We start from the raw sequence: 18,922 nt of genomic DNA on the forward strand, positions 1-18,922 counted from the left end.
TCGCTAACCAATCGTTCGCATTCCGCGAACGGTCGGGTTGCTTTTCTTTGCTTATCAAGCCTCTTCCAGCATTCCGCGGCGAATATCCGATTCCCGATGAAACATATCAACTTTACGGACCTCCGCGTCTTTCTTGCCATTGCCGACACGGGCAACCTTACGCGTGCGGCTGCGCAGTGCTGCATTACGCCATCGGCAGCGAGTGTTCGGCTCAAGCACCTGGAAGCAGAAGCGGGCTGCGAGCTTGTGACGCGCCTGCCGCGCGGGCTTGCGCTCACGCTCGCTGGCGAGCGGCTTGCTGCGGAAACTCGGAAAGTCTTTCGGCAGGTCGCCAGCATGACCGAAGCCATGTCGGTCTTTCGCGGCGACGAGCGCCTCGTTGTGCGGTTCGCAGCAAACTACAACGCAGCCGTGGCTTTTCTGCCCGACGATCTGAGCCGCTTCCTTCTGGCGCACCCGGAAATCCGCATCGAGCAGAAGCTCCTCACGAGCCGAGGCGTGGCCGAAGCCATTGCGCTCGGCGAAGCCGACATCGGCATCACGGCACACACGGAGTTTTACGGCGGCCTTGCCTTTCATCCCTATCGAGAAGACACGCTCGCGCTCTTTGCCGCGAAGGATCATCCGCTTGCCCTCAAAGGGCGCTGCAGTTTTCTGGATGCGCTCGAAGAGGATTTCGTTACGCTTTCGAACGATTCCGTCATGCAGGCCTACATGCTTGAGAAGGCCGTTGAGCTCGGCCGCCCGATCGTGCCGCGCATCCGCGTGCCAAGCATCGGCATCATGGCCCGGTATGTTCGTGCGGGCGTGGGCATCGGCTTCGCAACGGCCTCAACCTACGAGACCTTCTTCGGCCGCGACCTGTCGCTCTCGCTCGTGCGGCTCGAAGACGACTGGGCGCGCCGCATGCTGCGCATCGCAGTGCCTGCCGACGAGAGCCGGCTCACAGACGCTGCGAGGAAGCTCCTCTCGCACCTTCAGGAAGCTGCCCGCTCGCCTTTCACGCCCGTCATTCCGGGCGCTCTAGGCCTCGGCGGCAGCTAAGCCGCGTGCCTTCGCCGAAAGCGAAAAGAGCCTTCGCAACATTTCAAGCCCCCAGCAGACTCAATCGAAAGCGAGCTTCCGATAGAATTTCTTCAACTTCACGGCCCAGGCCGTCCTATCTGTTTCTTGTTCATTCAATCGGAAAGGAAAACCTCACATGAAGCTTCTGAGCACCACGATTGAGGAAGGCTCGCGCATGCCGGCCGCACAAAGCTATGCGGGCGGCAACCTCTCGCCTGCGCTCCTTTGGCGCGATGCGCCGGCGGGCACGAAAAGCTTTGCCGTCACCTGCTTTGATCCAGATGCGCCGACCGGATCGGGCTGGTGGCACTGGTGCGTTCTTGACATTCCGCGCAGCGTTTCGTCGCTTCCCGAAGGCGTTTCGCCCGAGTCGCTCTCCGAGCTCGGCGCCGTGATGCTTCGCAACGACTACGGCGAAGCCGCTTTCGGCGGCGCGGCGCCGCCCGCGGGCGACGGCATGCACCGCTATGTTTTCACCGTTTGGGCGCTGCCGGAGGAAAAGCTCGGCCTTGCTGCAGACGCCAATTGCCCGACCGCAGGCTTCATGCTGAACGCAAAGGCCATTGGGAAGGCCAAGCTCACCGCAACCTACGTCGTCGAATAACGCAGGCGCTCACGGCTCGGCGGACATAAAGAAAATCCCCGTTCCGGCATGCCGGTTCGGGGACTTTTCTGCTGCGCCGCAAGGACGCTTCACCTCAGGGAAGGCGTCGCGGCGTTACTTCCCTGCGGCGCCAGGGGCCGGCCGATAAGCGCACATCATCTGCGCCTGCGCGGCAACCTTGCCGTCGACCTTGGCAACGGCTTCAAAGATCCCGAGGCCCATCTTCGAGCGCAGGAACTTGCCTTCGATCACGAGCTGGTCGCCGGGCTGCACGACGCGCTTGAAGCGCGCGTTGTCGATGCCGGCAAAGTAGTAAAGGCACTTCTTGCGGTCGACGTCTTCAGGCAGACGCGCGAGCGCAATAATGGCGCAGGCCTGGGCCATCGCTTCGATGATCAGAACGCCCGGCATCACCGGCACCTGCGGGAAATGGCCCGTGAACTGCGGTTCGTTCATCGTGACGTTCTTGATGGCGACGACGCGCGTGAGGTCGTCGGAAAGTTCGATGACGCGATCGATCAAAAGGAACGGATACCGATGCGGCAGCTGATCCATGATCTCGTTGATGTTAAGGGTTTTGGGCATTTGTTTACTGGGTGTTCCGACAAAAATGGGAATTCGTTTCGTGTGAGCGGCGCCTTTCGCGGCCGGATCGTCCGAGAGAACGATCGTCTGGGGTCCTGCCGAAAGGCTTTCGGGCGCAAACGCGCCCGAAACCACTTCAAGTACTTGATTTTCGCGCGTTTGGCGCTTTTACGCTTCTCCCTTTCGGATTAGCGCTTTCAATTCTTCGACTTCGCGCTGCAGCGACTTGAGTTCTTTTCGCATCTCGGGAAGGCGCGTGATCGTGGCAGCCGTGAGCTTAAATTCGCGCATGCCGAGCGCCGGGAAAAAGCCCGTGAGCTGCTTGGGTTCCTTCCCCCAGCCCGTCACGGCCGTGGCGGGCCCGATCGCCGAACCCGACGGAATCGTAATGTGGCCGTTGATCATCGCGGCACCCCCGATCATGACATGGTCGCCCACGGTGGTCGAGCCAGCAATGCCCACGCACGAAGCCATCACGCAGTGCTTGCCGATGCGATCGTTATGACCGAGCTGAATCTGGTTGTCGATCTTCGTGCCTTCACCCACGGTCGTATCTTCGAGCGCGCCGCGGTCGATCGTGGTGTTGGCGCCCACTTCGACGTCGTTGCCGATAACGGTACGGCCGCGCTGCGGGATCTTCACCCATTCGCCCTGGAAGGGCGCAAAGCCGAAGCCGTCGCCGCCCAGGACGGCGCCCGACTGAATGCAGCAGCCTTCACCCACAACCGTATCGTGGTAGAGGACCGCGTTCGGGTAGATGACCGTATCGGCACCCACAACCGCATTTTCGCCCACATAGACGCCTGCGGAAATCAGCGCATTGGCGCCGATCTTCGCACCCTTGCGAACAACGGCGAAAACGTCGACCGTGGCCGTCGGATCGACCTCGGCCCCCTCTTCCACGTAGGCCTGCGGATGAATGCCGGGCACGCGCTCGACGGGATAGAGGAACTGCGAGGCAAAGGCAAAGAAGGCATACGGGTTGTCACAAAGAAGAATCGTGCGCGCGGGGAGCGCCTCGCCAAAGACGGCGCGCGCGTCCTTTTCGCGCATCACGAGCACCGAAGCCGCACTCGCCTTCATCGCTTCGGCGTAAGCCGGATCCGAGAGGAAGCTCATGTCCCCTTCACCCGCGTGCTGCGGCGGCATGAAGCGGCTCACGCGAACGCTCCCCTCGCCCTCAATCCGCATGGCAAGGCGATTCTTCGAGCGCTCGGCGATCAGCGCAACCAATTCGGAAAGTACGAAGCTCTTCTCTGACATCCTGAAATTCTTCCTTCAACAAGTGGCGCATCGCCGCCCTTGGTATACGACGTCCGGGCGATGCACGCATCGATGTGTTCTTCTCGACGTTAAAAAGCAAGCGCTTACTTTTTCTCGGTGTCCGCAACGCCGCGGTCAAGCTCTTCGATGACACGGCGCGTGAGGTCGACGCGGTCGCTCGCGTAGAAGTACTCGTAAAGCACCAGGTCGAACTTGTCCTTCTTGGCGATTTCCTGCACGATGCGCGCAGCGCGGCTCTGCAGGAAGAGCACCTCTTCGTTGCGGCGCTGATTGAATTCTTCGCGCGCTTCGCGCGTGCGGCGCGTAACGTCGCGCTCCATTTCAGCGAGTGCTCGGCGCTCCTGCACGCGCGAGGATTCGTCCATATCGGGCGCGTTCTTTTCAAAGCGCTCGAGGCGCGACTTGAAGCGGCGCGAAAGCGCTTCGATTTCTTCCTGCCGGCGCTGACCTTCGGCATTCAAGCGGTCGCTCGCCTGAATGGCGAGCTTCGCCTCGCGAAGGATGCGCTCCATGTTGACGACGCCGATCTTGAGCGACGTGCCCGCCGCAGGCTGAACCTTTTCGACAACGCCTCTCGTTGCGGGCGCCTTGCCGGCCGCAGCCGGTCCGGCATCGGGCGCAGCCGCGGCGCTGCCCGACACCGCAAGTGCGAGTCCGAATGCGGCGCAAAGTGTTGCGGACTTGAAATCGAACATGGGAGGACCTTTTCAATAAAAATCGCGGCGCGGCAAAGCGCGCCCGCCGCAAAGACGGCCCGCAAAGAGCCGCACCCCGCGCGCAGAGCGCTCGCGCCGCAGTTGTTTTTGCGATTCTAGCAATGAACAGGACGCGACAAAAAAACCGCGGCTTCGGCGAACCGAAAATCCGCGGTTTTGCCGCTTCCCCGAGGGGCCGACTTGGGGCGGCACCTCGAAGGAAGCGCGGTACAAAGCGGCTTAGAAGCCCGTACCGATCTGGAACTGGAAGCGCTGCACGTCGTCGCCCGACTCGTCGTTGAGCGGCGCAGCGATCGAGAACTTGAGCGGGCCCAGGGGCGAGATCCAAGCCACGCCGATACCGGTCGAGTAGCGCAGATCGCCGAAGTCGATCGGCTGACGGCGATAGCGACCGTTGCCGATGCCTTCGTAGCCCCAGACCATACCGCCGTCCAGGAACCCGAAGATTCGCAGCGTACGGTCGCCGCCAGGCAGCGGCGCGAGCAGTTCGAGGGAGAACGTCGCCATACGGTCGCCGCCCAGGTTGTCGCTGTCGTTGTCGTACGGGTCGTATTCCTTCGGACCGAGACTGCCGTTTTCGAAGCCGCGCACCGAACCGATACCGCCCGCGTAGAAGTTCTTGAAGAACGGGAACATGTCGGTGCTGCCGTACACGTCGCCGTAGCCGATTTCGCCGTTGAAAGCGAGCGTCCACGTTCTCGAAAGCGGAATGTACTGCTGGTACTGGTACGTTGCCTTGTAGTACTGGATGTCGCCGCCCGGCAGACCGAATTCACCGGAAAGGCGCTGGTACACGCCGCGCGTCGGCGCGAGCGAATTGTCGCGGCTGTCTCGCGACCAGCCGAGCGTGAGCGCGACGCTCCAGGGATTTTCGCCGAACTTGTCCGCATAGGTGATGTAGCGCTGCGGCGAGTTGCTGTTCGTCATCACCTTGGTCGATTCGAGCTTGCCGCCCAGGTACACGCGATCGAGTTCCGTGAAGGGAATACCCCAGGAAACGCCCACGCCGCGGGTTTCGTATTCAACGTCCGCAACGTCGAGTTCATCGAGGTCGACGCGGCGGTCGTAGAGGTCGTAGGAGCGGCTCACGCCTTCGGGCGTGACATACGGTTCCACCACGGAGAGCGCGTAGGTACGCTGCGACTTCGAAGTGTTGACTTCGACCGAGACCGAATTACCGGTACCGAAGACGTTGTTCTGGGCAAAACCGGCCGACAGGATGATGCCTTCAGAAGTCGAGTAGCCGGCACCGAGCGAGATCGAACCGGTCGGACGTTCCTTCACGTTCACTTCAAGGTCGACCTGGTCGCGCGTGCCGGGCACGGGCTTCGGTTCGGCCGTGACGGACTCGAAGTAGCCGAGTCGGTCGATACGGTCGCGCGAGAGCTTCACCTTGTCGCTGTCGAACCAAGCGGCTTCGTACTGACGGACTTCGCGGCGAATCACTTCGTCGCGGGTGCGGTTGTTGCCGATGATGTTGACGCGGCGCACGTAAGCGCGGCGGCCCGGGTCGACCGTGTAGACGATTTCAACCGTGCGATTGTTCGCGTCCGAGATCGGATTGGCGTTCGCGCTCGCAAAGGCATAGCCGAGCGTCGAAAGCTTGTCGGTAATGGCGGTCGAAACGTTCTTCACCGTTTCGGCGTTGTAGATTTCGCCGGGCTTGATCGTCACGAGCGCTTCAAGGTCCTTGTCGAGACCGAGCATGTCGCCCTGCAGCTTCACGCCCGAAATCGTGTACTTCTCGCCTTCGGTCAGGTTGATGGCGATGAAGACGTCGGACTTGTTCGACGCGATCGAGACCTGCACGGAGTCGATCTTGAAGTCGAGGTAGCCCTGGTTCATGTAAAACGAGCGGATCGTTTCCAAGTCCGCGGCGAGCTTTTCGCGCGAGTAGAGGTCGCGCTTCGTGTACCAGGACATCCAGTTCGGCGTGCCGAGCTGCATCATGTCGAGGAGTTCGTCGCTTTCGAACGTCTGGTTGCCCGTGAAGCGAATCGACGCGATCGAGGAGGCGCTGCCTTCGTCAACACTGATCGTGATGCGCACGCGGTTGCGCTCAAGCGGCGTTACCGTGGTCTTCACCGAGACGCCATAGTAGCCGCGGGCGAGATACTGGCGGCGCAGTTCCTGGTCGGCACGCTCGAGCGTCGCCTGGTCGAAGATGCGGCCCTCGGCCATACCGACATCTCGAAGACTCTTTTCCACGGCATCCTTGTCAAACGCCTTGATGCCGTGCGTTTCGATGGTGGCAACTGCCGGTCGTTCCATCACGCGCACGACGAGCACATCGCCGTCCTGCGAGAGCGAGACGTCCCGGAAGAGTCCCGACTGATAGAGCGAATGGATGGCGCGAGCGCCCTTTTCGGGCGTGTATTCGTCGCCAGCCTGGAAAGGCAGGTGTGAGAAAACCGTACCGGGCTCGGTACGCGAGATACCCTCGACGCGGATGTCGGAGATCGTAAAGGCACTGACGCTGCCGGCAAAAAGGCTCAGGGCGGCAAGCGACGCTGCAATTCGGGTCAGATGTGGGCGCTGCAAGACGGAACTCTCTTTCTGTTCTCGTTTCGGCGCTCGAAGCACGAGCGGACAGTCTGCCCGCGCGAGCGACGCGAAACTCACGGAAAAAACGCACGCAAACCATGCGGCCGACCCGAACAAAAACGGGCAGCCGGCACGAAGCGCTTTCCAAAAGAAAAACGACGCACACGGACCCCCGAAAACGGGTCGGCAAAAAATCGGGTTAAGGTTACCAAATTTGAAGGCGCTTAGGCGGCCGCTCAAAAGGCCGCCTAACGTGAAAATTCAACTTTCAAGCTGGAGTTAACACTCCCCAGACCGCTGAAATGCGAGCAAACCGCACCGCGAAAGCGTTTGTCGAACCCGAAAGCGACGACGGACGCGTTTGCGCGGCAGAGCGCCCAGCCTTCGCGGGCAGCCGATCAAGAAGTTTAGCCGCCCGAAAGACGCGCCACGTCGTTCATCGTGACGTAGACCGTCAAGAGCAGCAGAATCGCGACCGAAGCCGCGCCCAGCATTTCCTTCACGCGCTTCGTAAAGTTGCGGCGAAGAGCCCCTTCGAGCGCAAGAATCACGAGCTGACCGCCGTCGAGCGCGGGAATCGGAATGAGGTTCATGAAGCCGATCGCGACCGAAATAAGCGCGATGTACTCGAGAAACGCGGAGATGCCCGCCGCAACGGCGTTGCCCGCCATATCGGCGATGCCGACCGGGCCCGAGAGGTTTTCCGCGCTCACTTCGCCCTTGGCCATGCTGCTCACGGTCGTGAACTGGAAGATCGTCATGCGGGCGACCTTGTCGACTGCCAAGCGAATCGAATCGATCGGTCCGTGACGAACGGTCGAGAGTTCGATCGAAGGCCCATAGCGCAGCTGCGCGCGCCCGACGGTCTCGCCCGTTTTTTCGTCAAGCACGGCGTCGGGCGTGACGACGATGCGCCGCTCGCCCGATTCGCCGCGAACGACGAGCTCGAGGGGCTTGCCGGCACTCTCGCGGATCTTCGCCGAGAAGTTCGCTGTCGTCGCGCGTTCACCCGCAACTTCGAGAACAAAGTCGTGCTGCTTGAGACCTGCCTTGTCGGCGGGGCCGCCAGCGACCACGTCGGCAATGACGATGCCGCGCCCCGTCAAGAGGAAGCCCACCGACGGGAAGGCGAAGCCCTTCTGATCGGCAATGCCGTCGAGCGTGAGGTCCGAGAGGTCGAACGTTCTCGTGTAGACACCGGTCGCTTCGTTTTCGCCGGCGTCCGTTCCTTCGGCCAAGGCCGCTTCGCGGGCGTCGCGGTCTTCGGCCGCACGGGACCCGGCACGCGCGAGCGTGATCTCGACCTTGGGCGAACCCGCGCGTTCGACGAGCGCGAGGTTGAAGTCCGAAATCCCTTCGATGCGTTCGCCGTCAACCGCGAGCACGCGGTCCATCGGTTGCACGCCCTGCGCTTCGACCTGCGTGCCGGGCTTGGCGACGACGTAGGGTGCGATGTCTTCAACGCCGATCGCGCCCGCCGAGGCGTAGAGCACGATCGCGAGAACGAAGTTCATCACGGGACCCGCAGCCACGACGATCGCACGCTTCCAGCGCGCACCGTACTCAAAAAGCCGCGCGCGTTTCTCGGCAGGCAGGTCGTCGCTGTCTTCTTCAAACATCACGTAGCCGCCGATCGGCAGCATCGAGACGGCAAATTCGGTGTCCCAGCGGCGGAAGCGCCAGACAACCTTGCCCATGCCGATCGAGAAGCGCTTGACGGCAAAACCGAGCCACTTGGCGGCGAGATAGTGGCCGCCCTCATGAATCGTCACGATCACGCAGATCGTGACGAGAAAGCCGATGACGGAAAGCAGCACCCCCATCATCGGCCTCCGCAGCGCGTGCGCTCAATGTAGCGGCGCGTCGCAGCGCGTGCGGCGGCGTCGACGGCAAAGATCTCTTCGAGCGAGGCGGGCGTCGTCTGCGCACACGCGTCGAGCGCGGCGCGCACCGTGTCGGCAATGGCCGTAAAACCGATTTCATGATCGAGAAACGCCGCAACGGCCTCTTCGTTGGCGCCGTTCAGAACGATCGTGCGGTCGCCGCCGGCGGCAAGCGCCTCGTAAGCGATGCGAAGAAGCGGGAACGTTTCGAGGTCGGGCGCTTCAAAGGTCAGACGACCGATGCGTGCGAGGTCCAAGGGCGCCACGCCGCTCACAATGCGTTCGGGCCAGGAGAGCGCGTAAGCGATCGGCGTCTTCATGTCGGGGTTGCCGAGCTCGGCAAGGACTGCGCCGTCGTCAAAGGTCACCATCGAGTGAATGATCGACTCGGGGTGCACGACAACGTCGATCCGGTCGGCCGGCACGCCGAAAAGCCACGAAGCTTCGATTACTTCGAGCCCCTTATTCATGAGCGTTGCGCTGTCGACGCTGATCTTGCGGCCCATCGACCACTTCGGATGCTTCACCGCCATTTCGGGCGTGATGCCCGAAAGATCCTTGCGGCCGCGGAAGGGACCGCCCGAAGCGGTGAGAACGATGCGCGCGGTTTCGCGCGTCTTTGCCGTCGCCGACTCAAGGCACTGAAAGACGGCACTGTGTTCGCTGTCTACCGGCAGAATCTTCGCGTCCTTTTCTTCGGCCGTCCGCATCAGAAGCGCGCCGCCGCAGACGACGCTCTCTTTGTTCGCGAGGAGAAGGCGCTTGCCGGCACGCGCCGCTGCGAACGTGGGCGCAAGCCCCGCCGCACCCACAATCGCCTGCACGACCTGGTCGGCTTCGGCGTCTTCGGCAAACTTTACGGACGCTTCTGCACCCGCACTCAGCTCGATCCCCGTGAGGCCGCGCGCTTTGGCGCCCGCTATGAGTGCAGGAAGCGCACGCTCGTCCGCAACGGCCACGCGCGCCGGACGAAACGCTTCGGCAATGTCGAGGAGCGGCTCGACGCGGCTGCCGCCCGAAATCGCGTGCAGCGCAAATTTGTCGGGATGCGCCTTGAGCACATCGAGCGTCGAGCGGCCGATGCTGCCCGTAGCGCCGAGAATCGTGATCTTCTGTACGCTCATCTTGATTAACTGTCCTTTTGTCTTTTGAAATTGTCTGACGGTTTTGCGTTCGTTCTTTCCGTTCGTTCTTTTCCTAGCGTCTCGCCCGCAGTTGCTTTGTTTTAAGCGGCCGTCTTTTCTGCGGGCGCACGCTCAAGGCGAATCAGTGCGATCTCTGAAGGCGCCCCCATGCGAACGGCGAAGCCGTTCCAGAGGCCCGACCCCGGGTGCACGTACATCTGCGCGTCCTTGCCGGGCAGCTTCGCGGGATCGGTTCTGTAGAGCCCGCGCACGAAGTTGCCGTTCATGATCGCGACGACGCGGTCCATGCCGAGAATCTGCCCGCCGTGCGTGTGCCCGGAGAGCTGCAGCGCAAAGTTCGCCGCTTCACGGTAGCGCGGGAAGAATTTCGGCTGGTGCGCCATGAGGATGCGCACGGCATCGGCCCCGTCGGGCGCCCCCGCAAAGGCTTTGGCTGCGTCGGGCATTTCGCGCCCGAAGCGCGCGGCCATCGGGTCGCACACACCTGCGAGCACAAGCTTAGCGCCCGCGACCTCGAGCGCCACGTGTTCGTTACGCAGCATCCGAATGCCGAGGTCGGCAAAGATCTGCTTCCAGCGCTCGTATTCGCCGTACTGCTCGTGATTGCCGTCGCAGCCGAAGACACCGAATTCGGCTTTGATTCGCCCAAAAGGCGCGATGTCTTCGAGTCGACGCTCGACGCGGCCGTCAACAAGATCGCCCGTGATGAGAACGAGCTTCGGGTTGAGGGAATTCACACGCTCTACAAGCCCCTCGGCCCAGGTTTTGGTGAGAAGCGCCGAGACGTGCGTGTCGGAGAGCTGCACGAATTCAAACCCCGAGAGCGCCTCAGGGAGACCGGGTACATAGATCGTGCGGCGTGCAACGTCGGGGACCTTGATGCCGCCATAAAGTGCCGCGCCGCCCAAGACGGCGCCCGCAGCCGCCAAACCGATCGCCGTTCTGCGGTCCTTCTGCACGGCGCGATGGGCCTTTTCGCCGCTTCGGCCCGCAAGCACGGTGAAGAAAATCACGACTTCGCGCGCAAGCACAAGCCCGGTCGTAAAAAGAAGAAAGGCTTCGAAAGCTTCCTTGACGACAATCACGCCGCGCGGGAGCTCGGGCGACAGGAGCCCGCCGAAAAACATCGTCGCTGCACTCGAAAAAAGCGCAATCGAAACAAAAAAGAGGGCGAGGAGCCATTTGAGCGGTCGGCGGATCGAGAGCGGCAGCACGAAGCGCCAGAGCACGATCAGAACCATGACCCAATGGAAAACGGCAAATCGCATGTCGGCTTCCGGTTAGTTGGCGTTTGAAAGGGGCCCGAGACTTCCGTGACTTGCGTTCGGTGAGCACGCTTGAGGTGTGGCGAAAAAGCCGTCCGTTTCTCGGCCCGAAGAGCCCGTATTTTAGCGAAGCGTTTTGACGCGGCTCTCGCGTGAAGCGCCGCGTACTCGTTCGATTTCGTTTCCGCTTTGCGCGCTCAAAACGGGCCGCACTACTCGATCTCGTCTTCGAGTCGGTCGACAAGCCCTTCGCCGCTCGTTGCCTGCGCAATGCGCGCTTCAAAGGCGTCAGCCGCCTCGACCGGAATCTGCGCTTCGTAGGAGGCATCGAAGCGAAAGTCCGTCGTCAGAATGCGGCCGCCCGCCTGCGCGATGATGTGCTCGATCTGCGGCGCCTGCGCGGGTTCGACGGAAACGACGTAGCGAGCCATCTTCTCGCGCGTTTTGACGGGCAGCGACTCAAGTCCGAGCTTGACGCTGCCCTGATAGGCGCGAACGAGTCCGCCCGTTCCCAGAAGAATGCCGCCGAAGTAGCGCGTCACGACGGCTGCGATCTCCCCGACGCCGCTATGAAGCAGCGCCGTGAGCATCGGGCGCCCCGCCGTTCCTTTGGGTTCGCCGTCGTCACTCGCACCGATGCGGGCCGTGTCGCCCGGGGCGCCCGCCACGTACGCCCAGCAGTTGTGGGTCGCATGCGCGTGCTCGGCACGCACCTCGTCAATGAAGGCCTTGGCCTCCTCGTTCGAGGCAACGCGCGCCATGGTGACGATAAAGCGCGAGCGCCGAATCGTTTCTTCGGCGCGGTGACGCTCCCCGGGCTTCAAGTCCGGGACTTGGTAGTGTTCGGCGCTCATGCGTCGATCTGTCTCGCAAAGACCTTACTTCGAGAGCATGACCGCGAGCATGATCCACGTTGCGGCCGGCAGCACCGGCAGCGACGCGTCAAGACGGTCGAAGAAGCCCCCGTGCCCAGGCAGCAGATTTGAAGAGTCCTTGATGCCCGCCAAGCGCTTGAGCATCGACTCCCAGAGGTCGCCCGCAATCGAGAGCGCCACGAGAAGCGCGAGCGTAACGACGCCCCAGAAGAAGCCCGCCTGGTCAAAGAGGAAGTTCGTGAAGACGTTGTTCTGATCGCAGAACCAGTACGTGAGAAGGAAGAAGACGATCACGATCACGTAAGCGCCGATCGCGCCTTCCCAAGTCTTCTTCGGAGAAATCGCCGTGCACATCTTGTGCTTGCCCCAGGCGCGACCGCAGAAGTAGGCGGAAATATCTGCGCCCCAGACAATGAGAAGTACCGAGAGAACAAGCACCCAGTCGCCGATTTCAAAGAGGTAGAGCAGCGACAGGTACGCTGCCGGCACAAACACCACGGCCGAGAGCAGGCACTGGCGCACCGACACCTTGAAGCCCGTCGAGCGGTGCAGGAGTTCGGCAATGAAGATGGCGAACCAAGCGATCATCACGACGCCGTTCACAATGAAGAGGAACCATTCCATGCGCGGCAGCGCGCCCGCCCAGTAAAGCGAAAACTGCGTAACCATTTCCACGGCGGAAACGAGCGCAGCCGGCACGGGCCCCAAGTTCCCGATGCGAAGCCACTCGTAGAGCGCGAGGCCGAAGCCCACGGCCATTACGCCGGCAAAGCAGAGCGGTCCCGCCCAGACGGAAAAGCACAAAATGACGAGCAGGACGAACGCCGTAATCACGCGAAGCATCAGCATCGGAGAGAAATCCTTTTCGAAAACGGGAAGCGCCGCCGAGGGTTGACGGGGCGGATTCCGCAGCAAGTGATCTCGGGAATTTTAGCGAAAAGGACGTCGCTCTTGCGTAAAAAGGCATGGACACGCCTCGCGCGTACGCCTGTCGGGCCGAACGGCGTACGTACGAGGCTTTTGAGATTTGTGTGATCGAAATCAGCCCGCCGTTCCTCGCACCTGCTCGCTCGTCATGCCGAAGCGCCGCTCGCGCCCTTCGTACCAAGCCAGCGCCTCATCGAGGTGCGCGGCGCTGAAGTCGGGCCAGAGGCAGTCGGAGAAATAGATTTCCGCATAGGCCGCCTGCCAGAGCAGGAAATTCGAAATGCGCTGCTCGCCGCCGGTGCGGATGAGGAGATCGACGTCGCCGTCGGGCGCAGTCGCGAGTTTCTGCGCGATCGCCTCGGGCGTGATGGGAAGCCCCTCGGCCGCAAGCGCCGATGCCGCGCGGCACATGTCCCAGCGACCGCCGTAATTGGCCGCCACGTTGAGACGCATGCGCGTTCCAGCCGCAGTCGCGCGCTCGGTCTGCGCAATCGCCGTCTTCACGTCCTCGGGAAAAGGCTCGAGTTCGCCCACGATCCGAAGCGACACCCCGGCATCGATCAGACGCGTGCGCCAGTCTCGCAGGGCCACGGCAAATAGACGCATGAGCATGTTCACTTCTGCTGCCGGCCGGCGCCAGTTTTCGCTCGAAAAGGCAAAGACCGTCAGCACCTTTACGCCGCGCTCGGCCGCGCGTTCAACGAGTCGGTGAAGCGCCTGCACGCCCTGTCGGTGTCCCTCCGCGCGAGGCAAGTGGCGCGCTTTGGCCCAGCGGCCGTTGCCGTCCATGATGACAGCGAGGTGGTGCGGAATGTCGGAGCCGGTGTGCAAAGACATGGGTGCAGCAAAGTCGAAAGATTTTTTGACGGGCAAGCAGTGTAGCAAAGCTCAACCGCGCCCCCTTTCGGAAGCGCTCGAGCAGTTCGCAACGAAAAGTTGCGCCAGACCACACTGCCAAACCGAGAAAAATCGCAAATGGAAAAGCCCGCACGAGCGCGGCTTCACGCTCGAAACGGGCTTCTTTCGGCCAATCGTGGATGCAAGGCCGCACAGTCGCGGCCTTTCGTCTTAGACCGTCATGATTTCCTTTTCCTTGGCTTCAAGGACCTTGTCGATTTCGGCAACAAAGCGGTCCGTGAGCTTCTGGATTTCGGTTTCGAAACGGCGCTGATCGTCTTCGGAAATTTCCTTGTCCTTGCAGGCGCGTTCGACGTAGCTGTTGGCGTCGCGGCGCAGATTGCGAACGGCAACCTTGGCGTCTTCGCTGAAGCCCTTGACGATCTTCGTGAGTTCGCGGCGGCGCTCTTCGTTGAGCGGGGGCAGCGGCACGCGGATGAGGTCGCCCGAGGTCGCGGGATTGAGACCGAGATCGGATTCGCGGATCGCCTTTTCGCAAACCTTGATCATGCTCTTTTCCCACGGCTGAACCGTGAGGGTGTGCGCATCGCCCACACCGATCTGCGAGACCTGGTTGAGCGGGGTCGGGCAGCCGTAGTAGTCGACCTTGATGTGGTCGAGCAGCGCCGGGCTCGCGCGCCCGGTACGGATCTTCGTGAATTCTTCGCGCAGGGCTTCAACCGTGCGGCCCATCTTGAATTCGGTCTGCTGGAGATGTTCGGCAGCTGTCATTTTTTGGATTTCTCCGGGAATTGAGCCGACGGCGGCAAGGCCCCGAGGCCTCGAGCGGCCCGCTCATTGAAAACGCTTGCGGCCGACGAAGTCCCGTTGGAACCGCGCTTCTTCGGCCGAATCGCTCGAATAAAGGATTCTTTTGCTTGCATTCGATACGAAACGAGCCGGCATGCAGCCGGCTCGCTCGTCGGATGTGCATGAAAGAGATTTTAGCAGTGAACCAGCGTGCCTTCCTTCTCGCCGAGGAGCACGCGCTTCAGAGCACCCTTCTTGTTGATGTTGAAGACCTTGATCGGAAGGCCCTGTTCGCGGCAGAGCGCAAAGGCGGTCGCGTCCATCACCTTGAGATTCGAACGAAGGGCATGGTCGAACGTGATTTCGTCATACATCGTCGCCGTCGGATCCTTCTTCGGATCGTTCGTGTAGATGCCGTCGACCTTCGTCGCCTTCAGAACGACGTCCGCACCGATTTCCGCACCGCGCAGCGCCGCGGTCGTATCGGTCGTCATGAAGGGGTTGCCCGTACCGGCGGCGAAGATCACGACGCGGCCGAGGCGCAGATGACGAAGGGCCTTGCCGCGGATGTAGGGTTCGGCCACCTGCTCGATATGAAGCGCCGACTGCACGCGCGCTTCGACGCCGTTGTTGCGGCAGCAGTCCTGAAGCGCCATCGCGTTCATGACGGTCGCGAGCATCCCCATGTAGTCGCCCGTAGCGCGGTCCATACCGGTCGCACCGAGCGCAACGCCGCGGAAGATGTTGCCGCCGCCCACCACGATGCCGATTTCGACGCCGAGATCGACGACACTCTTGATTTCCTCAACCATGCGCTGCAGAACGGCGCGATTGATACCGAAGGCGTCGTCGCCCATCAGGGCTTCGCCGGAGAGTTTCAGAAGAATGCGCTTATAAACGGGCTTCAGGGTTTCTTCTTTCTGCTGATCCATTTTCTGCTTCCGCAATTTAGGAATGTCACATCGGAGCGAAGCGCGTGCTTGCGCGTGCGATTCGCAAATTGCGGAGATTATACGCGCTCAGACTGTATGCGTTAAGAGCAACTACCTAGACGATTTTTTTGTTTTCAGCGTGCGTCGTTCGGGTGCCGAAGTCCCGTGTGCCGCATAAAGAAAAAACGCAGATCCCCGCGAGAGAATCTGCGTTTTTTTCTTCGGTCGCGGTGCCGCTTCGGGAAGCTTCCCTAAGAAGCGGCACGCCCCGGCGATCGAAAGCGCTGTCGAATTAGGCCTTCTTCGCGGCAGCAGCCTGAGCAGCCACTTCAGCGGCGAAGTCGTCCTGACGCTTTTCGAGGCCTTCGCCCACGACGTAGAGGGCGTAGGCGGCGCATTCGGCACCCTTCGACTTGAGGAGGTCGCCCACGGACTGCTTGTCGTTCTTGACGAACGGCTGGTTGACGAGCGTGACTTCCTTCAGGAACTTCTTGACGGAACCTTCGGCGATGCGTTCGAGCATGGCTTCGGGCTTGCCGGCTTCGCGAGCCTTTTCGATGGCGATGCGATGTTCGGAAGCGATCAGTTCGGGATCGATGCCGGTTTCGTCGATGGCCTTCGGCTTCGAAGCGGCGATGTGCATGGCGACATCGTGCGCGACTTCGTCGTCGCCGCCCTTGATGTCAACGAGCACGCCGATGCGCGAGCCGTGGACGTAGTTGGCGAGCAGGCCCTGGGCTTCGATGCGTTCGAAGCGGCGGAAGGTCATGTTTTCGCCGATCTTGCCGATAAGCGCCTTGCGGACGTCTTCGACCGTGCCTTCGCCGAGCGGCAGCGCGGCGAGAGCGGCGAGGTCGGCCGGGGCCTTTTCGGCCACGAGCTTGACGGCGTCCTTGGCCATCTGGATGAATTCGGGGTTCTTGGCAACGAAGTCCGTTTCGGAGTTGACTTCGAGGATGGCGCCCGTCTTGCGGTCTTCGGAGACGTAGACAACGACGACGCCTTCGGCGGTGATGCGGCTAGCAGCCTTGCTCGCCTTGTTGCCGAGCTTGACGCGAAGGATCTCTTCGGCCTTGGCCATGTCGCCGTCGGCTTCCGTGAGGGCCTTCTTGCATTCCATCATCGGCGCGTCGGTCTTCAGACGCAGTTCCTTGACCATCGCGGCGGTAATAGCAGCCATGTTCAATCTCCCTGAGATAACAGTAGGTAGGTGATGTAAATCTTTTCTGCGAGAAGGGGGCCCGTTTTTGCCAGACCCCCTCCTTCGAACGAGCCGCTCTAGCCGTCATCGGACGGCGCTCGAGCGGCGCCCAGCTTTCGCTTCGAAGCTTACTGCTTATTCGGCAGCCGGAGCTTCTTCAGCGGCCGGCACTTCGACGAATTCTTCTTCAGCGGCAGCTTCCACGACTTCCGTGGCGCTGTCGGCACGGCCGGCGATGATCGCGTCGGCGATGCCGCTCGCGTAGATCGCGACAGCCTTCGAGGAGTCGTCGTTGCCCGGGATGACGTAGTCGATGCCTTCGGGGCTGCAGTTCGTGTCGACAACACCGATAACGGGGATGCCGAGCTTCTGCGCTTCCTGGATGGCGATCTTGTGGTAGCCGACGTCAACGATGAAGAGGGCGTCGGGCAGACCCGTCATTTCCTTGATGCCGCCGATCGACTTGTTGAGCTTGGCGACGTGGCGCTGGAAGTCAAGCGCTTCCTTCTTCGTGAGCGTGGCAGCCGTGTTGTCTTCGAGCTGCTGCTCCATGTCCTTCAGACGCTTGATCGTGCCGCGCACCGTCTTGAAGTTGGTGAGCGTGCCGCCGAGCCAGCGCTGGTCAACCCAGCAGCAACCGGCGCGCTGCGCTTCTTCGGCGATGATTTCGCGGCCGCCGCGCTTCGTGTCGACGAAGAGGATCTTGCCGCCCTGAGCAGCGAGCTGACGGGCAAACTTGCAGGCTTCGTCGAACTTAACAACGGTCTGTTCGAGGTTGATGATGTGAATCTTGTTGCGGGAGCCGAAGATGTACTGAGCCATCTTCGGGTTCCAGAAACGGGTCTGATGGCCGAAGTGGCAACCCGCTTCGAGCATTTCACGCATGCTGACCATTTTGAATATCTCCAAGGTTTGGACTGACACGAACGGCAGGAACGGCTCTTTCTTCTTGAAATGAGCGGCACCTCGGGTGCCGTCGTGCGCTGATTTTCCCTTGGGCCGCAAGCCCTCGGGGGTTGATTTGCAAACACCGACTTCGAGCGCCGCATCGCTCTCGGGAGTAAAAGCACCCGAATGGCAAACGCTTAGCACCGAAATCAGGCGCCGAATTGTACCGAGAAGCGCCGAACGTTTTCAAGCTCGCGCACAAGTTTTTTTGCGAGTGCCGAACACCGCGTCCGGCAAAAAGCCCGCCCGCAGGCGGGTGCACTGCGGACGGGCTGACTCTTTGAAGCCGCTAAACCTGAAATCAGAGAGGCTTCGCACGAATCACGTCGAGCTTGATCCACTCTTTGTAGCGGTCAACCTCTGCCTCAATTTCGACGGGCTTGTCTTTGACGATCATCGTCCAGTCGTTGTCGTCGTCGAGTTCGGCGCGAATCGTGCCGCCCGCTTCGTCGACAAATTCGTATTTGTCGTCCTCAATGTGCTTCGTGAAGCGCCCGCGCAGACGAACGACGTCTTCGTCGCGGCCGGCTTCGAGTACTTTGGCGACCGTCGTCATCCCGCTCAACCCGGGCTGCGCGGCTGTCTGGGCGCCAAAGCCCTGGGGGCCGGCAGCATACGCGCCCGAGGCGCCGAAAGCAAGAAGAAGCGAAGCGCCGAAGGCAGCGAGCGCAGTCTTGGTGCGGTTGTTCTGAATCATCGTGCGTTGTCCTTTTTCAAAAGTGTCTCGGTCGACGCCCTGACCGGAAGGCCGCACCGGACTCACGGCGCGCTTTCCCGTCGGGCTGTAAAGCAGTACTCAAAAGCGCTCCTTACTTAAGGGGACGCGCCGACTTCACATCAAGCTCGGTGCTCGTCCAGTCGCGGTCGATTTCGGCGCGAATTTCAACGGGCGCATCCTTCACGATCATCGACCAGTCGCGGTCGTCATCGAGCTCGGCCGTGATCGCGTCGCCCTTTTCGTCGACGAACTCGTACTTGTCGCTCTTGATGAGATTCGTGAACTTGCCGCGCAGAACGACGACCTGATCGTCTTTGCCGTTGGCAAGGATGTCGGCAACGGTCGTTGCGGCCGGTTCAAACCCCTGGGGCGCCCCTGCCGGCGCGGTACCCGAAGCGGCGCCGAAGCCCGAGGGGCCCGCAGCCTGAGCGGCGGCAGCGCAGAACAGCGTGGCGGCGAACGTGGCGGCAAGCGCGGCGGCAAACTTCTTCGTCATTTTTCTTTCCTCTTTTTTGCGTTCGGGCGCGAGCGCCCGGTTTGTCGATTCGGCGTGGCGCGGAGTGCGATCGCTTCCAGGCATCTC

The 18,922-nt window shown here is 61.6% G+C and carries 18 protein-coding genes; 2 read left to right on the top strand and 16 right to left on the bottom strand.

Going from position 1 to position 18,922, the window contains the following annotated elements:
• The first annotated feature begins 96 nt into the window (after positions 1-96).
• Entirely contained in the window at positions 97-1,044 is a 948-nt protein-coding gene (locus H6A60_RS05005) for a LysR family transcriptional regulator (RefSeq protein WP_205102313.1), read from the top strand.
• Positions 1,045-1,201: 157 nt separating this feature from the next.
• Positions 1,202-1,669: a YbhB/YbcL family Raf kinase inhibitor-like protein gene (locus H6A60_RS05010; RefSeq protein ID WP_205102314.1), complete on the top strand. Its 468-nt coding sequence runs from the start codon at positions 1,202-1,204 to the stop codon at positions 1,667-1,669.
• 114 nt (positions 1,670-1,783) lie between these two features.
• On the opposite strand, the gene fabZ is transcribed toward H6A60_RS05010, so the two are convergent.
• The 16 genes from fabZ to H6A60_RS05090 form a co-directional block, all read right to left on the bottom strand.
• Positions 1,784-2,254: a 3-hydroxyacyl-ACP dehydratase FabZ gene (gene fabZ, locus H6A60_RS05015; protein ID WP_205102315.1), complete on the bottom strand. Its 471-nt coding sequence runs from the start codon at positions 2,252-2,254 to the stop codon at positions 1,784-1,786.
• Positions 2,255-2,422: 168 nt separating this feature from the next.
• Positions 2,423-3,517, bottom strand: coding sequence for a UDP-3-O-(3-hydroxymyristoyl)glucosamine N-acyltransferase (gene lpxD / locus H6A60_RS05020; RefSeq protein ID WP_205102316.1), 1,095 nt, complete (start codon positions 3,515-3,517; stop codon positions 2,423-2,425).
• Between the two features lie 104 nt (positions 3,518-3,621).
• Positions 3,622-4,233, bottom strand: coding sequence for an OmpH/Skp family outer membrane protein (locus H6A60_RS05025; protein WP_205102317.1), 612 nt, complete (start codon positions 4,231-4,233; stop codon positions 3,622-3,624).
• A gap of 240 nt (positions 4,234-4,473) precedes the next feature.
• Positions 4,474-6,795 carry an outer membrane protein assembly factor BamA gene (bamA, locus tag H6A60_RS05030; RefSeq protein ID WP_205102318.1) on the bottom strand — a complete coding sequence of 774 codons (2,322 nt, stop codon included), beginning with the start codon at positions 6,793-6,795 and terminating at the stop codon, positions 4,474-4,476.
• 410 nt (positions 6,796-7,205) lie between these two features.
• Complete coding sequence (gene rseP, locus H6A60_RS05035) at positions 7,206-8,624, bottom strand: RIP metalloprotease RseP (RefSeq protein ID WP_205102319.1); 1,419 nt, start codon at positions 8,622-8,624, stop codon at positions 7,206-7,208.
• Entirely contained in the window at positions 8,621-9,805 is a 1,185-nt protein-coding gene (locus H6A60_RS05040) for a 1-deoxy-D-xylulose-5-phosphate reductoisomerase (protein ID WP_205102320.1), read from the bottom strand. Before H6A60_RS05040 ends, rseP begins: the two co-directional genes overlap by 4 nt.
• A 101-nt stretch (positions 9,806-9,906) precedes the next feature.
• Positions 9,907-11,094, bottom strand: a complete 1,188-nt coding sequence (locus H6A60_RS05045) for a metallophosphoesterase (RefSeq protein ID WP_205102321.1) — start codon at positions 11,092-11,094, stop codon at positions 9,907-9,909.
• 209 nt (positions 11,095-11,303) lie between these two features.
• Positions 11,304-11,945 carry a YigZ family protein gene (locus H6A60_RS05050; RefSeq protein ID WP_205102322.1) on the bottom strand — a complete coding sequence of 214 codons (642 nt, stop codon included), beginning with the start codon at positions 11,943-11,945 and terminating at the stop codon, positions 11,304-11,306.
• A 24-nt stretch (positions 11,946-11,969) separates the two neighbouring features.
• Positions 11,970-12,815 (bottom strand): phosphatidate cytidylyltransferase, encoded by an 846-nt coding sequence (locus H6A60_RS05055; protein WP_205102323.1) that lies wholly within the window; start codon positions 12,813-12,815, stop codon positions 11,970-11,972.
• A gap of 192 nt (positions 12,816-13,007) precedes the next feature.
• A complete protein-coding gene (uppS, locus tag H6A60_RS05060; RefSeq protein WP_205102324.1) occupies positions 13,008-13,730 on the bottom strand; it encodes a polyprenyl diphosphate synthase in 723 nt (240 codons plus the stop codon).
• A 231-nt stretch (positions 13,731-13,961) separates the two neighbouring features.
• Complete coding sequence (gene frr / locus H6A60_RS05065) at positions 13,962-14,522, bottom strand: ribosome recycling factor (protein ID WP_205102325.1); 561 nt, start codon at positions 14,520-14,522, stop codon at positions 13,962-13,964.
• 212 nt (positions 14,523-14,734) lie between these two features.
• On the bottom strand, positions 14,735-15,472 hold the full coding sequence (gene pyrH, locus H6A60_RS05070) for a UMP kinase (RefSeq protein WP_205102326.1): 738 nt from the start codon (positions 15,470-15,472) through the stop codon (positions 14,735-14,737).
• Between the two features lie 292 nt (positions 15,473-15,764).
• Positions 15,765-16,652, bottom strand: a complete 888-nt coding sequence (tsf, locus tag H6A60_RS05075) for a translation elongation factor Ts (RefSeq protein ID WP_205102327.1) — start codon at positions 16,650-16,652, stop codon at positions 15,765-15,767.
• Between the two features lie 156 nt (positions 16,653-16,808).
• Positions 16,809-17,567 carry a 30S ribosomal protein S2 gene (gene rpsB / locus H6A60_RS05080; protein ID WP_205102328.1) on the bottom strand — a complete coding sequence of 253 codons (759 nt, stop codon included), beginning with the start codon at positions 17,565-17,567 and terminating at the stop codon, positions 16,809-16,811.
• A 355-nt stretch (positions 17,568-17,922) separates the two neighbouring features.
• Positions 17,923-18,318, bottom strand: coding sequence for a YgiW/YdeI family stress tolerance OB fold protein (locus H6A60_RS05085; RefSeq protein ID WP_205102329.1), 396 nt, complete (start codon positions 18,316-18,318; stop codon positions 17,923-17,925).
• Positions 18,319-18,430: 112 nt separating this feature from the next.
• The gene (locus tag H6A60_RS05090) at positions 18,431-18,835 is read right to left on the bottom strand and encodes a NirD/YgiW/YdeI family stress tolerance protein (protein WP_205102330.1); all 405 of its coding nucleotides are present in this window, start codon (positions 18,833-18,835) and stop codon (positions 18,431-18,433) included.
• Positions 18,836-18,922: the final 87 nt, after the last annotated feature.

Source organism: Sutterella massiliensis (assembly GCF_016899755.1).
GTDB lineage: Bacteria > Pseudomonadota > Gammaproteobacteria > Burkholderiales > Burkholderiaceae_F > Sutterella > Sutterella massiliensis.

What these genes read in the sequence shown, in the direction of transcription:
- H6A60_RS05050 (WP_205102322.1), bottom strand. Translation starts at nt 11,945, where the DNA reads ATGAGCGCCGAACACTACCAAGTCCCGGACTTGAAGCCCGGGGAGCGT.
- H6A60_RS05090 (WP_205102330.1), bottom strand. Translation starts at nt 18,835, where the DNA reads ATGACGAAGAAGTTTGCCGCCGCGCTTGCCGCCACGTTCGCCGCCACG.
- H6A60_RS05055 (WP_205102323.1), bottom strand. Translation starts at nt 12,815, where the DNA reads ATGCTGATGCTTCGCGTGATTACGGCGTTCGTCCTGCTCGTCATTTTG.
- H6A60_RS05085 (WP_205102329.1), bottom strand. Translation starts at nt 18,318, where the DNA reads ATGATTCAGAACAACCGCACCAAGACTGCGCTCGCTGCCTTCGGCGCT.
- rseP (WP_205102319.1), bottom strand. Translation starts at nt 8,624, where the DNA reads ATGATGGGGGTGCTGCTTTCCGTCATCGGCTTTCTCGTCACGATCTGC.
- lpxD (WP_205102316.1), bottom strand. Translation starts at nt 3,517, where the DNA reads ATGTCAGAGAAGAGCTTCGTACTTTCCGAATTGGTTGCGCTGATCGCC.
- fabZ (WP_205102315.1), bottom strand. Translation starts at nt 2,254, where the DNA reads ATGCCCAAAACCCTTAACATCAACGAGATCATGGATCAGCTGCCGCAT.
- rpsB (WP_205102328.1), bottom strand. Translation starts at nt 17,567, where the DNA reads ATGGTCAGCATGCGTGAAATGCTCGAAGCGGGTTGCCACTTCGGCCAT.
- H6A60_RS05005 (WP_205102313.1), top strand. Translation starts at nt 97, where the DNA reads ATGAAACATATCAACTTTACGGACCTCCGCGTCTTTCTTGCCATTGCC.
- pyrH (WP_205102326.1), bottom strand. Translation starts at nt 15,472, where the DNA reads ATGGATCAGCAGAAAGAAGAAACCCTGAAGCCCGTTTATAAGCGCATT.
- frr (WP_205102325.1), bottom strand. Translation starts at nt 14,522, where the DNA reads ATGACAGCTGCCGAACATCTCCAGCAGACCGAATTCAAGATGGGCCGC.
- uppS (WP_205102324.1), bottom strand. Translation starts at nt 13,730, where the DNA reads ATGTCTTTGCACACCGGCTCCGACATTCCGCACCACCTCGCTGTCATC.
- H6A60_RS05010 (WP_205102314.1), top strand. Translation starts at nt 1,202, where the DNA reads ATGAAGCTTCTGAGCACCACGATTGAGGAAGGCTCGCGCATGCCGGCC.
- H6A60_RS05025 (WP_205102317.1), bottom strand. Translation starts at nt 4,233, where the DNA reads ATGTTCGATTTCAAGTCCGCAACACTTTGCGCCGCATTCGGACTCGCA.
- H6A60_RS05040 (WP_205102320.1), bottom strand. Translation starts at nt 9,805, where the DNA reads ATGAGCGTACAGAAGATCACGATTCTCGGCGCTACGGGCAGCATCGGC.
- H6A60_RS05045 (WP_205102321.1), bottom strand. Translation starts at nt 11,094, where the DNA reads ATGCGATTTGCCGTTTTCCATTGGGTCATGGTTCTGATCGTGCTCTGG.
- tsf (WP_205102327.1), bottom strand. Translation starts at nt 16,652, where the DNA reads ATGGCTGCTATTACCGCCGCGATGGTCAAGGAACTGCGTCTGAAGACC.